Source organism: Rhizobium sp. SVR5-9E, from assembly GCF_056755095.1.
Genome location: NZ_JBNDHS010000134.1, coordinates 1 through 13,264 on the forward strand (window position 1 = coordinate 1; position 13,264 = coordinate 13,264).

The window sequence follows — 13,264 nt, forward strand, 5'->3', positions numbered from 1 at the left end:
GGGCCGTATAACGGTATTGGAGGTTGTCGCAATGACCTCGTTGAGCCTGCTCGTGAAAGCCGGTGACAAATATGCAGCCCAACAGGCGCTGTCGGCCATTCGCCGTGCGATGCGGTTGAAATGCAAAGACATCAAGCTCTCATCCTCGGATTCCGATTCTGCGATTGCCTATGCGCAGGAGCTTTTCGAGGCAACATTCCAGAACATGGACCGGGACGCAGCGGCGAAAACCATTGCCCCTTCAAACAAGCGCCGAGCATCGCGCCGTTCCATACCCGAGTTTCAGAGCTAGGAGGACCATCAATGGGCGTGAGAGAAATGACGGAGCGCGAAAGCCGGGAACTTCTTGCGCACGGAAATGTTGGGCATCTTGCCTGTGTCCACGACAACCGACCTTACGTCGTGCCCGTCCACTATGCGTTCGATGCGGAAAAGCTCTATGTCTTTTCCCTGGCGGGGCAAAAGGTAGATTGGATGCGTAGCAATCCGAACGCATGCCTTCAGGTGGAGGAAAGCGGCGAACATCACCGTTGGAAGAGCGTCGTCGTTCAAGGCACCTACCAGGAACTGCCGGACACTGCGGAGCGGCACAACGAACGTCTTTACGCCTGGTCTCTATTGCAAAAGCGCTCATTGTGGTGGGAGCCCGGCTCCTCCAAGCCGGGCACCGGCTCGGAGGATAAGGAGGCTCCGATCTTCTTCAGCATCTCGATTGCTCAGATATCTGGCAGGGAACTCGTTGCGTCTTGAAGGGCGCGAACTCCCTGAAGTCGCGACAACTTTGTACGTCCGGAGGAGATCATGTCTGCAGAGATAGTGCGCGAAATATCTGCGCAGGAAATTTCGCTTGGTGCCAACCGATACCTGGGAAAGCCGTTCGAGCTACTGACGGAGCGGGAGCAAGCGGTTTTCCGCCGACTGGTTTCACGAAGGGCAATTACCCGCGATGCAAATCAGTCATTTGACGAGAAGCTTACCTCGGCTCAACGATTGGCAGACAAGGTCGCGGAATTCGGCGGTTCTTGGACATTTATCATAATCTTCGCCGTTTCGCTCGCCATCTGGGTGGCCGTCAATTTGATCGCAGCCTCGCACGCTTTTGATCCCTATCCGTTTATATTTCTGAACCTGATCCTCTCGATGCTGGCGGCCGTTCAAGCGCCTGTCATCATGATGAGCCAGAACCGGCACGCTGCAAAGGACCGTGTCGACGCATCCCATGATTACGAGGTTAATCTGAAAGCGGAAATCGAGATCATGGCTCTCCATGACAAGCTTGACGAGTTGCGGAACACGGACGTCAAAGCCCTGGTCGCACAGCAACAAGAGCAGATCGACATGCTGACCCGGCTAGTGGTCGCCTCGACGAAATAACGCCTGACCGCAAAGGGGGGCTATAGCTGGGCACATTGACATGCTAAAAGCCTCTCTTCGCATCAAGACTTGGAAACGTCCGGCTGCCCCAAGTTCATGGTCCACCCCCGCGCGTAATTGTGCGCGGCACCTTCGCCGCGTGCTGAGAGAGCAGTTTCGGCACCTGCAAAGGGCCATGGAACGGCTGGCCGAGAGCGACGACACCTGCAAGCTGCTGATGACGGCACCCGGCGTCGGGCCGATGGCCCCCCTGAGTTTTCGGGCCGGCGTCGACGAACTGGTGCGGTTCCGCCGGTCGCGCTCCGTTCCTACCCACTTCGGATTGACGCCTCGCGCTATCAATCCGGTGAGATCGATCGGGATCGGGGCATTTCGAAATGCGGTGATGCCGCGATACGATGGGCGCCGGTCGAAGCCGCCGGGATCCTGCTGCGAAACTCGAAGCGGAACTCGCCGTTGAAGGCGTGGGGCCTCACCATCGCTCGTCGGCGAGGCATTGCGAAGGCTACCGTGGCGGTGGCTCGACGCCTGGCAATCATTCTGCATCGGATGTGGGTCGACAACACACCCTATCGCTGGGAGGCCAGGGCCGCCTGATAGATTGAGTTAAGGGTTCCGCTTCGCCGCGGATAGAAGTCCCGTTCAGGGACGAGTGGGTAGGCAATCTCGAGGCGGGGCTGGACGTCAGCTTAGAGCTAACAGTTTCGGAAAAAAGATTGAGATGCCTCTCCATCCGACCCGATCATGAAGCGGTCACGCGCCGACCTCGAAGAGAAGCCAGAGCCCTGGCGGGCGCTCATTACTATCCGGCGTGCCAGAGCCGTCACTCTTAAACTATTACAATGACCGTAACTGCGCCGCGGCGACGCGGAGCATAACCTTTTGCTTGACAGACCCAGCCCCAAAAGAGAAGCCCCGTCAGAGCGGGGAAGTTTGGCGTTTACAAGGTGGAATCGCAGGCCTTTCCGTATGAGGGTAACGGAAGGAATCCACGAAGATTACCGCACGATTTCACTTGGTTAAACGATCGAAGCTCCACTATGTTCCGGTGAAGCGACGGGGAGAGCCCCTGTTCTCGCTGCGCCGGGCATGGGAGCTCATCCGCGCGCTCAGCCCGTGTCATTTCCGCGCTTTACGGTTTGTTTTAGTTCTTTTCGGCTAAGGAGAACGTCGGTCTCTCCCGGCTTCCTATCGGGATGGCTGAACTTCATCCCTTCCTCTGCTGGCATATCTAGCGCCTGTCCCACATTCATGATCCCGACCGGCACGCGCTTACCGCCGACCTTCACCGTTGCTTCAACGATCTTCTTCCCTTTTTCCCTCATATCGCACTCCTTGCATGGCAAACGCCACGGGCGTCCGATCGTTCCGAGGATCAAAATGAATAGTCGCCGACGCCCGCTATCAGCTTCTGGCGGACGATGTGCAACAAAGGCCCGCCTTACTTCTAAGAAGAGCCTCAGCAGCACTGCAGGGATCGCCTTCAGAAAAAACCTTCAGCGTGGAACCGGTTCACCCCAGACTACCCGTCCCGATGGCACAATGCCAGAAGGTCTAACCTAGGTATACTAGCCCAAAGGTGCTAGCGACGCCGACAACTTGCAAACGACATGGAATTGAGCTTGGCCTGCAGGGCTTCCGAGGGCTTGGATGCAAGGCCAGAGGGCGCGCGGTTCGTTGGAAAACTCCGCTACCCATTATTTCAACATCGATTGTGCCGGAGTGTTCACGGATCTGTGCTACGGTCAAAAAGAAGTCCCAACGACTATGATAAGGCTTTCCGGGTGAATTCGGTCATGAACGCTTCGATAGTCCGAGTGCGCTATCCAGAAACTCGCTCCGATTGCGCCGTCTTGACTATTCCTTGACGGCCAATCAGCCGCCAAATTTCTTGGAAAGGACTCGGCATGTACTATAATCGAGCGTCAGGCCCTCTAAAATGACGCTTGCATCATTGACTATGGTTGTCGATTCGTCGAGCTTCCAGGTGAAGGATTGCGTTTCCAAGGAGCATATTGCATGGCGCTTCCTCGACCTCCTCGCCATCGGCCGAGCGCGTCCTGACGACGCGTACTGTCGCCAGCGAGTCCCGTCTCGCCAGAATGTGACGATCGTCATCCATCTTCACATGCATCACGCGGGAGTTCCGCCGGTTGCTAATGATAGCGCCATTTCCGAGGAGACAGTTCCCAACAAACGAGGCGTCGAATTGTTCAGAAAACCGATCCGAAATTTGTATCTGTGAACGCCAACGCAGCCAGGGAGCTGCTGCTAGAACGCGGTAGCCGATGGTCAGCAGCACACCGAAAGCTTCATCGGCATCGCTTTGGTGTTGACGAGCGTGCGAAACGGCCTGCCAGCCCGGGTTGCGCCGAGTCCGAAGAGCCACCGTCTCGCAGAGATCAGACGGTCGGCGAACGGCGATAGCGGCGTCGTTCCTCCTCAATCTGTTCAGGTCCGTACGGATCGAGCGTGTCATCAAATCTCGTCCAGCCCTCCTGCTCATAGGCCGTCCTGCGTTCAACAGGGTCGATCCAGTTCGACCGCTTCAGAATAGCCGCCGCCTCCGGAGCCAGGGCATCGTCGACCCTCGCCGTGACAAGCGATCCCCCGCGCCTGACGCCTTCTGCGTAAACATGAGCATCGGCTTCCGAAACGCCGGAATCGGTGAGGGCGCCGATCAATCCGCCTGCTGCTCCGCCAGCGACGGCTCCGGCGGCCGCACCAACCGCGGTGGCGGCGAGCCAGCCTGCCGCGACGACGGGGCCGACGCCTGGGATCGCCATGATGCCCAGACCCGTGAGCAGGCCGCCTGCACCGCCGGCAAGAGCGCCGAGCCCCGCACCTGTGACTCCGCCTTCGGCCGCCCCTGAATGATCCTTCGCGTAGCGGTCATCGGCATTGTTCGAGACAATGCTGATGTCATCGGAGGGAACGCCTGCATCCTCGAGCGCTTCCACAGCGGCGGTAGCATCATTGTAATCGTCAAAAAGTCCAGTCACGGTTCTCATTCGTGTTCTCCTTAGTGTTTTAGCAGTTCGCCTTGGGCCAATTACATGGCGACGACGTTGCCCTGGTAGTCGAGAGCGACTTTGGCTGGTTTCCCTTCCTTCACCGCTGAGGCCTGCCAAATACCCTTGTCATCGAGCTTTAACCCGATAACGTCGATATAGCCCGCCTTCTCTATGCGCTCCTTGGCCTGTGCCTCAGTGAAGCTGTTTGCGCCTGGAACCGGTGCTTTCGGGTTCTTGCTGTCGGGGGTTGCAACGGCTGAGGTGTTCGGATCACTGGAAGGGGCTGCCGTCTGCGCGACAGCCGTCAGCGCCGACACTCCAATGAGCGCCGCTGCCAAAATCAGTGTTTTCATTGGTGTCTCCTCATTCTCGGGACGCAATCACGTCCGTGAGCCGACAACTCGCATTGCACGATTAGGTTCCGACGACATGTTCGACGAGAACGTCGGGCTATCACGAAGGGAGTCTTTCCCAGCGCAGCTTGGTCGGCCTCAGTTGTCGCTTCGTCACCGGGCCCCGTTCGCGCACCACGACGCGTAGGTGGATCTTGGACGTGCCGTGCATCGCACTGTACTCGGGGGGTAACAGCAATAAAGTAGTTAAAGCGCCAACCGGGGCCATCAAGTCATCAAGTGCGATTAAACCAACCAGGCGATCCAAGGCCCGGTGGTACCACTACGGTCAAAGAAGCCCTGCCGAAGCAGGGCAATTCGACGAAGAAAGCATCGCGCGGACTTCCAAAGGGCAAGGAAGGGACAGAGCAGTGAGTTGCTTCCACGCGATCCCAAACACTTAACGTCGAGATGCCGCTGCTGTTCCGGTCTGGTAGCGTACTCAATTGTGCCGAAGCTGCTGTTCGATAATCTCGCGCGCAAGCTCTGTCACGCCGCCGTCGTCGGCTGGATCGGTGTCCAACCGGGAGACTGCGAACTGATAAATTGCTTGGTGATCCTCGGCGGACAGGATGCCCTTTTGTTCCAGATGCAGCATCAGCGCCGAAAAGAGTGCTGATGTGGAAAGGGAAACCGCAGATGCGCAAATTAGGGCGGGGTCGTCCACGTCAGCAGCGATCCTTGGTGACGGTGGCCGGCGTGTGAAAGCTCCCCAAAACTCTCGACGGTTTTTGCTCATGGCTCGTTCCCAGAATAAACTCGGAATCTAGAGCCCGTTTGTTCCTGGGCAATAAGCATTATGCGTGAGCCTCAGCCGAGAAGGGCGAACAGCCCCGCCAAACTACCGATGACCCCGGCAATCGCTCCAAGCATAGCCATTCCCATCTGCAGCCACATTCTCCGGCCGGGCTCGCGCGGCTCTCCCTGATCTTCCAGCAAACCTTTAACTTTCGGATCGACCCATCTTCCTGTAAATTTTTCTGTGCTGAAGAATGACATAACGCCTTTCATCGGCGCATGGCTCACACGGGGTCGGCTGTGTCGGCATTCAGAATGGGGAGAACAAGAGGCATGTTCTGGAAGCCGGGATGGATCAAACTCAAAAAATATCGCCCTCCTAGAGGCGAGACGCGCGGCAATTCGGCAGGCCGAGATTCAAGCGTCTCGGAAGACAGAACGAGGCGATCAGTTAGCAGAGTCAGAAGTCCGGGAAGAGGCTGAGAGATGGTTCAGGAAGTCTTGGGGCGGCCTCGTTTCTGGAACAAGAGGAGGGCGAAGGAGGTTGCGCTCGTGTTGTCCCTCAAATCCACATCCTGCTTGGCATTTTGAAACCGTCGCGACTTGCATAATCGTGCGGGGCTCCGGCCCCGCTTACTCTCCGCACCAGTCGTTTCGATGCCCGGCCGCCATTCTCGAGCAAATCCTTCCCTCAATAGCCTGGCCGAGTTCCTGGCCATTCGCTCGATAGATATTCACCAGCGGCCGATGTGACGGCGTCTTGTCGACGACACCACTCCATTCCACACGCAAGCCCTTGTCAGCCAAAAGCTCTTTCAGCCTTCCCTTGGCGATTAAGCTTCCGTCCTCGAAAGGGCTACGCCTTGCCAAGCAGGCTGCGCAAATCGTCAAGCCGATGAAATGACCAAGCGCGGCTTCGGCCGCGCCTATTCGCTACACCAAATGTTTCCGACGGTGCGGCGTCCACGTCGGGCACTTGCTAGTGGTGCCGCCTCATTCCGCTGCCCGTATGCGAGAGCTTGCCATCGCACTATGAGTCCGTTCCGAGTTCACCATGTAATCACGAGTCAACGGGACGGCGTCTGCCCGCTTGGCAAGCAAACACCCTATCGAGCGAAAGCGGAATCCGATCTCGCACAGAACGAGATAGAATTCCCACATGCGACAAAACCGTTCGTCATAGAGTGTCGCAATGCGCTGACGGTTAGCCATGAAGCGTTCACGCCAGTGGCGGAAGGACTCCGCGTAGTGCAGGCGCAGGGGAAGTGTCGCCTTAACGGTTGCGGTGGTAGTTGCTGACATGACCCAGCTCGCGCCGACAGCTCTCCCACCATGTCGTTGTTTAGATTGGGATCGCGTGGCGAGCAAATCACTGCTTTGACCCTTCCGCGCCCTTTATGGAAGGCCGCGCGGTCCTCTGGATCAGACTGCCCCGCGTTGGCGGGCCTTCTTCTACGCCAAGCATAGCGGGTTGAAGTTGTATATTCGCAGGCCTGCCATGGCTGTCGACTTTGTCACCGTTAAGCGCGTTGCGCGTCTTGCCCCTATTGCCGTATCGGAAGAAGAGGCAAACCGCTTAGTTTGCGAGCTGAACCGCATTCTCGGTTTCGTCGAACAGCTTTCCAAAGTGGACATCGAAGGTGTCGAGGCGCTGACCTCGGTCACACCTATGAAAATGAAGATGCGTGAAAGCTTGATCGAACTCTGCCGATGCGATAGCCCCGCAGGCTCTCCGCGGGGCTTTCTCTTGGACCGGCCGATTTGTGTTATTGGCAATTACCCCCAGCGTCTGCGGCTACCCCAGGCGCCGTCTTGGTCGCATTATTGGTTGTTGTTTGCCCCTGAACGCAGTCCGAAGAATCTTTCTTGCCCTGGGAGTCCTTCTCGGTGTTGGATGTGCTTGTAGCTGAGTTGTCAGTGCCTGAGACGCCCGAACCTGAAACGGCGCCAGAACCGCCGGTGGTGCCGGAACCGCTGGTGGTACCAGAACCACCAGTGCTCCCGGAACCGCCCGTCCCGCCCGAGCCGCCGCTAGTCTGAGCCATCGCCGACGTTGCAAGACCGATCGAAAGTGCCGAGACCGTGATGAGTTTCAAAAGCATTGGGTGATCCTTCCATTTAGCTTCGGTTAGCTCCACCCAACTACGTTGCTCCTTCAGTGTTCCACATCAGTATCGGAGATGTGGTCGATAAAAGCCGCGTTAAGCTGCGCAGCTATGTCGTCGGCCTCCTCACGCGCCAAACCAGTGAGCTTCCGTCCCGACGCCTCGATAGGCAGACCGGTTTCCGTATCGAAAACTGACCAGGAGCCATCTGTCTGTTGTAGGGACGCGGCTTTTGGTCCCTTTGTCAATTGGCGTATCATGGGAACCTCTCGTCGCCGAACTTTGACGGCCAGGCGGGTTCCTCACAGCTTATGTCCGCTGCCGTACCAAGCAGCGTAATGCTTCGTTCACGGATGGCTTTCCGACCGTACGCCACCGTACCGGAACATCGCGCGGCGGCAGCCAGCCGCTGGCGTCCATGACGTCGTCGTCTGTAAAGATATGCTGGATAGGCTCTGCCGCGAGCACGGCTCGAGAAGGACAAGGACGCCGTGAGGGCGTGCGAGAGCCGGAGCAACTGGCTATCTTGGCCGGAGCCTCACACGTGAATAATCCTCGTATGGTCCTGCTTCACTCCTGCCCGCCAAGCGGACAGAAGCGCGAGTTGACGTACCGGCGGCACCGGGCGTGCTGCATGTATGATTGGGCTGAAATTTGCAACAAACATTCCGGGTCGAAGTTAGGACCCTATGCCACACCTCAGGTACAAAGTGAGGAAGAACATCAGCGGTCCCTATTGGTCGGTGATCGACATCTTCACGGGTCGACCGGCCGAGGTCTTTGGGCTGGTCATCGACAACCTAAGTGAGAAGGTGGCAAACGAAGTGGCCGTTATGTTGAATCACCGAGACTTGAGACGCAGGGGTTTCCTTAAGGGCACCAAGGGGGATACCTAAGGCTTCAATGGGTCCCTCAGAATTCTCCCAAACATCTGAGGTCAGCGCTAAAATCCACCGTAGAACGGTTTTGGGAGCATGGAATACAGACCTTTCGACAAATTCCGGTACGGCTTGGCGACGCTTCTGGTGAGCCGCCCCATCTCCGTTGCCGTGCAGGCACCGCCCGTTGGTGGACAGAGGCCGTCGAGAATTATGCCGACGCCGTTAGGTTCCGCGACAAGCTGCGCGTCGAAGGAGACCCTAACAAGTTGCTCGCGGAATACGATCTGCGGTGAGCTTGAGGATGAGTTTGAAGGCTATTTCACCGCCACCGGATCCGACCACCCGTGAGCCGCTGAGCGAAACCAAAGTCGCAGTCATGGATCAACTCCCGGACTTGAAGGCTACTCCTCAGGACACCCCGAGCCTGTACGATATCGGTGTGCCTCTGGCTGCGCGATCTTCCGTTTCATAACCTCAAACTGTCCTGCTTCGGCGGAATGTTGTGACTTAGCGACCGCAAGCGGATTGCGCGGTATGTCCGCCCGACGCCGCGTTTCCCAGCCAGATAAGCTGGCGACCTCGCCCTGCTAATTTGTCCGGCTTCTCATGGTCTACTGGGCGGTGAAGAAGGTCAGCAGGACCTTGCCCTTGTCGCCGAGCAGGCAGACGAACCGGTCTTTTCCTTCCAGCGATGTACGCCTCGCCAAGAATGACGGTCTTAATGGGTACGTCCTCGACCTTCGTGTCGGCCTTGCTGATCGCCAGGCTTTCCGTGTCCATGACAAGATCCGTGATCTCCGGCGACCTTTCCTGAAGCGCGAGAAGGCCGGTGGACCTGCATGCGTTCACTGCCGGATCCTCGGCAGCCTGGGCGAATGCGTTTCCTGAGAGAAGCCGAGCGTGACGACCGTAGTGACGAAAGCGATGACTTTCATATCGCCCTCTTTTCGTGGAACGAGCCCGCGACGAGCGCGGGCTGAATTGGGACTGTGCTGGATTGCTTGTGGCTACGCCTTGTCGATGCTCTTCTTGACGGCGTCCTTGGCCTCGCCCTTGGCGACCTGGGCCTTGCCTTTGGCTTCCTGAACGCTGCCCTTTGCCTGCTCTTCTCGATTGTCGGCGGCCTTGCCGACCCCCTGACGCGCCTTGCCAGCGATTTCGTTCGTCTTGCCTTTGATCTTGTCCGATGTGCTTCCCATGATCCGTCTCCTTTGTTCGGCTCAAAGGAAAGCCGCGACTTAGCAGTTCGTTCCCTCAATTTAAAACAGCTTGGAACTCTTAACGGGGCGCCTCTGATCCCCGCGTTCGAAACAAACGACCGCGACCACGGGGCCGGGCGGGTCGAAGGCGCGGCACGCAGGAGATGGGGCGAACTTACGCTTCCGGACTAACTGGCTGCGAAGGCGGCGTCCGTGCTGGTCAGCGCAGCCGGTCTGCGGTCTCGCCAAGGGTGTCCGCCACATAGGCTCCGCGTGATCCCATCGGCAACGGCGCTCCCGTGGTGGTGTCCCTCGCCGTCTGGTGTTCCAGTTCCGCGTTCAGCTCGCCTCCCAGGATGAGGATGACGATTGACAGCCATATCCAGACCAGGAAGCCGATCAGCGCGCCGAGGGCGCCGTAGGTCGCGTTGTAGTTGGCGAAGTGGTTTAGGTAGAACGAAAATCCGAGCGACATTGCAAACCATGATACTGTCACGAGACCGGCGCCCCACGTCATCCATCGAAGCTTGGCGGGCCTTCGGCTCGGACCGAAGCGGTATACGGCGGTGGTCGCTGCCGCCGCGATCAAAAGCAACAAAGGCCACCTCAGAAACAGGGCCATGTGCTCCTTGAATTGGTCGAGCCAAAGATAGGAAAGCATCACAGGCATGACGGCGACCAGCGCTATCATCGTGGCGGCGGAAATCATCGCGCCGAGAGTGAAGCATAGCCCTATGAGGTTAAGCTTGATCAGTCCCCGCTTTTCTCTCTCCTCATAGGCCACGTTCATCGCATCAAAGACTGCGAGCGTGCCGCTATGCGTGCTCCAGAGGGCGATGGCAAGGCCCACGAAGAAAGTGATGCCAAGCGTCGAGCTGCGGCTTTCGGCGAGGCTCTTGATGCGATCGGCGATGAGATCGAAAGCGCCCGGCGGAAGCAATCCTGAGAGCTCCTGCAGGTGGTCGCCGATGGTGGCCGGATCGGCGATCAGCCCGTAGAGCGCGACGAGTGCCGACAGCGATGGGAAGAGACCCAACAACAGGTAGAACGTCACTCCAGCGGCGATGAGTGTCACACGATCATCGCTGACTTCGTGGATCACCCGCCAAAAGACATCGCGCAGCCCTTTCACAGGGATCGCCTCGGGGACGCTTGCGTCCCTTCCGCGGCCAGCCTCGAGTTCGTTCTCCCCTGATCCGTCTGGCGTGTCTCCACGCGTCCCCGTCAGTGCGACGAGTGCGCCGCCCACCGCGACAAGGAGGGTGGCGACGCTCGACAGCTTGATGTGGGGACCAATGGGCACTGGCAGTTCCTTTTCAGCAGGGTGTAATTGCGGTTGGCAACGCTTCTTACTGGGATTGCGGTTCCCCCTTGCGCACCCCTGATTTGGACGCGTCGGCCTCCTCGACCACCCGAGCCTTGGCAGCATCGTGAACGTCGGTCGCGGCTGAAACAGCCTTGCTATAGACGTCGGATGCAATCTCTGTTCCTTGATCCATCATCGAAGACGCCTGGGCCGCAACCATGTCTTTCGCCGCCTCGGCGGCTTCGCCGAGATACTCGTCTTCGGTTTCCGTATGCGGCAACGCCGCCCCGATCGCCGCGCCCACCGCAAATGCGAGAGCGCCGCCGACGAGCGGTTGGTCGCGGAAGTGGGTCAGAATGGCATCGTTCAATTTGCTCGCCTGCTGTTGCATGCTTGTTCCTGCCGAAATCGAGCGCTCCGAGATCGCGCTGGCGGCATCCGACGCCCGCGTTCCGATATTGCTTGCCGTGCCCTTGACCTGAGCCCATGTTTTCGAGGCCCATCCCGACGCGGCGTCAAACATCGCTCCCGTCTCGTCGGCGATCTGCTCGATCTGCCTTCCGGTGGCATCCGCAAAGCCCCGATACATCTTTCCCGCGTCGTCCATGAAATGCCCGGCACGGTGTCCGGCATCGTCGGTAAGGGCTTTCAACCGCTTCCCTGAGGTGTCGGCGAAATGGCTGTAGCGGACACCGTTTTCGGTTTCCGGCGGACCGATGCGCCGCACAGGTCCCTCGACCTGATAAAGGGGATAGTCATCATCCAAACCAGCGCTCGATGTAGTGGCCGGCGAAGACGGATATTGTTGCTTTGCCATGAGCCATGCGAGGCTGACGCCCATCAACGCGACCGGTACCGGATTGTCCTTCAAAGCTTGACCGAGATTTCTGACATACTCGCCGCCGCCGCTGCCCTTCGCGTAAGCCAGGACCTCGTCGATGAGCTGCCCCGGGGACATTCGCTCCTGAATGGCGTCTATGCGATCTCCAATACGCAGGCGATCAGCGTCGATCTCCCGCTGTAGCTCGGAGGATGTCTTTTCAATTGAGTTGGCCATCAGATCTTCTCCTTCACGGCATCGACGTCGCGGCGCAGCGATGTCGTCGTGCGATCAAGCTTCAAGTTGCTTCCGCGCAGTGCGCTCAAGCCTCGTGACACCATCGCCCAGGCGATCAGGGCAATGATGAGGCCGACAACAAGTGCGGCAAGCGCGCTGGCGTTCGGCTGCGTCATGCCTTGGCCGACCAAAAAGGATGAAAGGCCGCCGACAAGCGCACTCAGTAGGACGCCGACGGCGCCGATCGCGAGCACCACGCCAACGATTAGAACCTCGATGCCGCCCAGCGCCTGTGTGAGTTTTTCAGAAGCTTCGGTCTTGGCGAGGTCGATTTCTTTGCGTAGGAGTCCCGTCAGATCGGCCACGAGTCCGCTCACGAGTTCGGAGAGCGGGATGTTTTCGGTCGGTTTAACCATTTGCAGGCCCTCCGCTCTTCGTGGAAAAATCGGATTGAATACCCGTATTCTCCTGTCGCGAGCTTGCCTTCGCCGGTCGACTTGCCGAGGCCGTTAGAAAGCGGCTGGCCGCCAGCCCTGCCAATGCCGCGATTCCAAGAAAGGCTAGTGGCTGCTTGCGTCCGAAGTCTTCGGCCATGGTTGCTACTTCGCCGAGGTCGCGTCCCTCCATCTGCTTTGCAAAACTTTGCACGCTACTCCCGATCTGCCCGGCGTATCGACCGACCTCGGATTGATCGGATTTTTCGAGTTCCAAGCCCACCTTCTGAAGGGCGGTCGCGATGCCGCCGACCTGACGGGCGGCAAAATTTGTCTGCTCGGAGATGCGTCCTTCGCCTTGAAGACCGCGGCCTCGGCGCCTTCCTTGATGGTGTCGCGTGCAGCACTCAGGTCTTCAGCGACCTTCTCCTTGAGGTCCCCCAACTGTGCCTGGTTTGTCGTCGGCGGATTCGACCCGCCGTTGTGTGCCGGCGGTTGGCGCAAGGGCGCTGCCCCGCCTTCTGAAAACTCGTTTGACATTGAATCCTCCCATGCATGGTTGACGGCGGCTGCCGCATCTCACGAACCATCGATCGGAAGATTGGTTCCTCTGCGGTGAGATGGTTCGTGGAAACCTCTGGCCTGCAATTTTTTTGTGGGCAGATCATGAGGGAATAGCCGCCATCGAGGAGGTAGCGACCTCACAAGATGGGGGCTTTCCCGCTGCTGCGTATGCACTGTCATGGAGCCGCATCTCAGGAAGG

The 13,264-nt window shown here is 58.4% G+C and carries 14 protein-coding genes and 4 pseudogenes; 5 read left to right on the forward strand and 13 right to left on the reverse strand.

What is annotated here, in order from left to right:
- The 4 genes from ACPYOJ_RS31765 to ACPYOJ_RS31780 all read left to right on the forward strand — a co-directional run.
- Positions 1 to 292 (forward strand): hypothetical protein (locus ACPYOJ_RS31765; RefSeq protein ID WP_481419801.1); only part of this gene is annotated, 292 nt, incomplete at its 5' end.
- Positions 293 to 303: 11 nt separating this feature from the next.
- Positions 304 to 750: a pyridoxamine 5'-phosphate oxidase family protein gene (locus tag ACPYOJ_RS31770; RefSeq protein WP_481419802.1), complete on the forward strand. Its 447-nt coding sequence runs from the start codon at positions 304 to 306 to the stop codon at positions 748 to 750.
- Positions 751 to 801: 51 nt separating this feature from the next.
- Positions 802 to 1,374, forward strand: coding sequence for a DUF1003 domain-containing protein (locus ACPYOJ_RS31775; RefSeq protein ID WP_481419803.1), 573 nt, complete (start codon positions 802 to 804; stop codon positions 1,372 to 1,374).
- 217 nt (positions 1,375 to 1,591) lie between these two features.
- Positions 1,592 to 1,834, forward strand: a complete 243-nt coding sequence (locus ACPYOJ_RS31780) for a hypothetical protein (RefSeq protein WP_481419814.1) — start codon at positions 1,592 to 1,594, stop codon at positions 1,832 to 1,834.
- 649 nt (positions 1,835 to 2,483) lie between these two features.
- Here the strand turns inward: ACPYOJ_RS31780 and ACPYOJ_RS31785 are convergent.
- From ACPYOJ_RS31785 to ACPYOJ_RS31815, 7 genes and pseudogenes are all read right to left on the reverse strand, one after another.
- On the reverse strand, positions 2,484 to 2,699 hold the full coding sequence (locus ACPYOJ_RS31785) for a hypothetical protein (protein ID WP_481419804.1): 216 nt from the start codon (positions 2,697 to 2,699) through the stop codon (positions 2,484 to 2,486).
- A 1,077-nt stretch (positions 2,700 to 3,776) separates the two neighbouring features.
- Positions 3,777 to 4,385, reverse strand: a complete 609-nt coding sequence (locus ACPYOJ_RS31790) for a general stress protein (protein ID WP_481419805.1) — start codon at positions 4,383 to 4,385, stop codon at positions 3,777 to 3,779.
- A 41-nt stretch (positions 4,386 to 4,426) separates the two neighbouring features.
- Positions 4,427 to 4,741 carry a PepSY domain-containing protein gene (locus ACPYOJ_RS31795; RefSeq protein ID WP_481419806.1) on the reverse strand — a complete coding sequence of 105 codons (315 nt, stop codon included), beginning with the start codon at positions 4,739 to 4,741 and terminating at the stop codon, positions 4,427 to 4,429.
- 481 nt (positions 4,742 to 5,222) lie between these two features.
- A complete protein-coding gene (locus ACPYOJ_RS31800) occupies positions 5,223 to 5,447 on the reverse strand; it encodes a hypothetical protein (RefSeq protein ID WP_481419807.1) in 225 nt (74 codons plus the stop codon).
- A gap of 143 nt (positions 5,448 to 5,590) precedes the next feature.
- Positions 5,591 to 5,791 (reverse strand): hypothetical protein, encoded by a 201-nt coding sequence (locus ACPYOJ_RS31805; RefSeq protein ID WP_481419808.1) that lies wholly within the window; start codon positions 5,789 to 5,791, stop codon positions 5,591 to 5,593.
- A 360-nt stretch (positions 5,792 to 6,151) separates the two neighbouring features.
- Positions 6,152 to 6,448, reverse strand: a pseudogene (locus tag ACPYOJ_RS31810) (thermonuclease family protein).
- A 63-nt stretch (positions 6,449 to 6,511) separates the two neighbouring features.
- Positions 6,512 to 6,820 carry a class I SAM-dependent methyltransferase gene (locus ACPYOJ_RS31815; RefSeq protein WP_481419809.1) on the reverse strand — a complete coding sequence of 103 codons (309 nt, stop codon included), beginning with the start codon at positions 6,818 to 6,820 and terminating at the stop codon, positions 6,512 to 6,514.
- A gap of 196 nt (positions 6,821 to 7,016) precedes the next feature.
- Here ACPYOJ_RS31815 and gatC point away from each other — a divergent pair.
- Positions 7,017 to 7,217: pseudogene (gatC, locus tag ACPYOJ_RS31820) on the forward strand (Asp-tRNA(Asn)/Glu-tRNA(Gln) amidotransferase subunit GatC); the annotation flags it as partial.
- A 1,898-nt stretch (positions 7,218 to 9,115) separates the two neighbouring features.
- Here the strand turns inward: gatC and ACPYOJ_RS31825 are convergent.
- The 6 genes and pseudogenes from ACPYOJ_RS31825 to ACPYOJ_RS31850 form a co-directional block, all read right to left on the reverse strand.
- A pseudogene (locus ACPYOJ_RS31825) lies at positions 9,116 to 9,389 on the reverse strand (hypothetical protein); the annotation flags it as partial.
- Between the two features lie 122 nt (positions 9,390 to 9,511).
- Positions 9,512 to 9,703, reverse strand: a complete 192-nt coding sequence (locus tag ACPYOJ_RS31830; protein WP_481419810.1) for a CsbD family protein — start codon at positions 9,701 to 9,703, stop codon at positions 9,512 to 9,514.
- A 220-nt stretch (positions 9,704 to 9,923) separates the two neighbouring features.
- Positions 9,924 to 11,006, reverse strand: a complete 1,083-nt coding sequence (locus ACPYOJ_RS31835; RefSeq protein WP_481419811.1) for a YihY/virulence factor BrkB family protein — start codon at positions 11,004 to 11,006, stop codon at positions 9,924 to 9,926.
- A 46-nt stretch (positions 11,007 to 11,052) separates the two neighbouring features.
- Positions 11,053 to 12,066 (reverse strand): DUF3618 domain-containing protein, encoded by a 1,014-nt coding sequence (locus ACPYOJ_RS31840; protein ID WP_481419812.1) that lies wholly within the window; start codon positions 12,064 to 12,066, stop codon positions 11,053 to 11,055.
- Positions 12,066 to 12,482, reverse strand: a complete 417-nt coding sequence (locus ACPYOJ_RS31845) for a phage holin family protein (RefSeq protein ID WP_481419813.1) — start codon at positions 12,480 to 12,482, stop codon at positions 12,066 to 12,068. Before ACPYOJ_RS31845 ends, ACPYOJ_RS31840 begins: the two co-directional genes overlap by 1 nt.
- Positions 12,475 to 13,040 (reverse strand): annotated as a pseudogene (locus ACPYOJ_RS31850) (nutrient deprivation-induced protein). Before ACPYOJ_RS31850 ends, ACPYOJ_RS31845 begins: the two are co-directional and overlap by 8 nt.
- Positions 13,041 to 13,264: the final 224 nt, after the last annotated feature.

Coding starts and splice junctions, on each gene's coding strand:
- ACPYOJ_RS31805 (WP_481419808.1), bottom strand. CDS start 5,791: ATGAAAGGCGTTATGTCATTCTTCAGCACAGAAAAATTTACAGGAAGA.
- ACPYOJ_RS31845 (WP_481419813.1), bottom strand. CDS start 12,482: ATGGTTAAACCGACCGAAAACATCCCGCTCTCCGAACTCGTGAGCGGA.
- ACPYOJ_RS31840 (WP_481419812.1), bottom strand. CDS start 12,066: ATGGCCAACTCAATTGAAAAGACATCCTCCGAGCTACAGCGGGAGATC.
- ACPYOJ_RS31770 (WP_481419802.1), top strand. CDS start 304: ATGGGCGTGAGAGAAATGACGGAGCGCGAAAGCCGGGAACTTCTTGCG.
- ACPYOJ_RS31785 (WP_481419804.1), bottom strand. CDS start 2,699: ATGAGGGAAAAAGGGAAGAAGATCGTTGAAGCAACGGTGAAGGTCGGC.
- ACPYOJ_RS31830 (WP_481419810.1), bottom strand. CDS start 9,703: ATGGGAAGCACATCGGACAAGATCAAAGGCAAGACGAACGAAATCGCT.
- ACPYOJ_RS31780 (WP_481419814.1), top strand. CDS start 1,592: ATGACGGCACCCGGCGTCGGGCCGATGGCCCCCCTGAGTTTTCGGGCC.
- ACPYOJ_RS31795 (WP_481419806.1), bottom strand. CDS start 4,741: ATGAAAACACTGATTTTGGCAGCGGCGCTCATTGGAGTGTCGGCGCTG.
- ACPYOJ_RS31815 (WP_481419809.1), bottom strand. CDS start 6,820: ATGTCAGCAACTACCACCGCAACCGTTAAGGCGACACTTCCCCTGCGC.
- ACPYOJ_RS31790 (WP_481419805.1), bottom strand. CDS start 4,385: ATGAGAACCGTGACTGGACTTTTTGACGATTACAATGATGCTACCGCC.
- ACPYOJ_RS31775 (WP_481419803.1), top strand. CDS start 802: ATGTCTGCAGAGATAGTGCGCGAAATATCTGCGCAGGAAATTTCGCTT.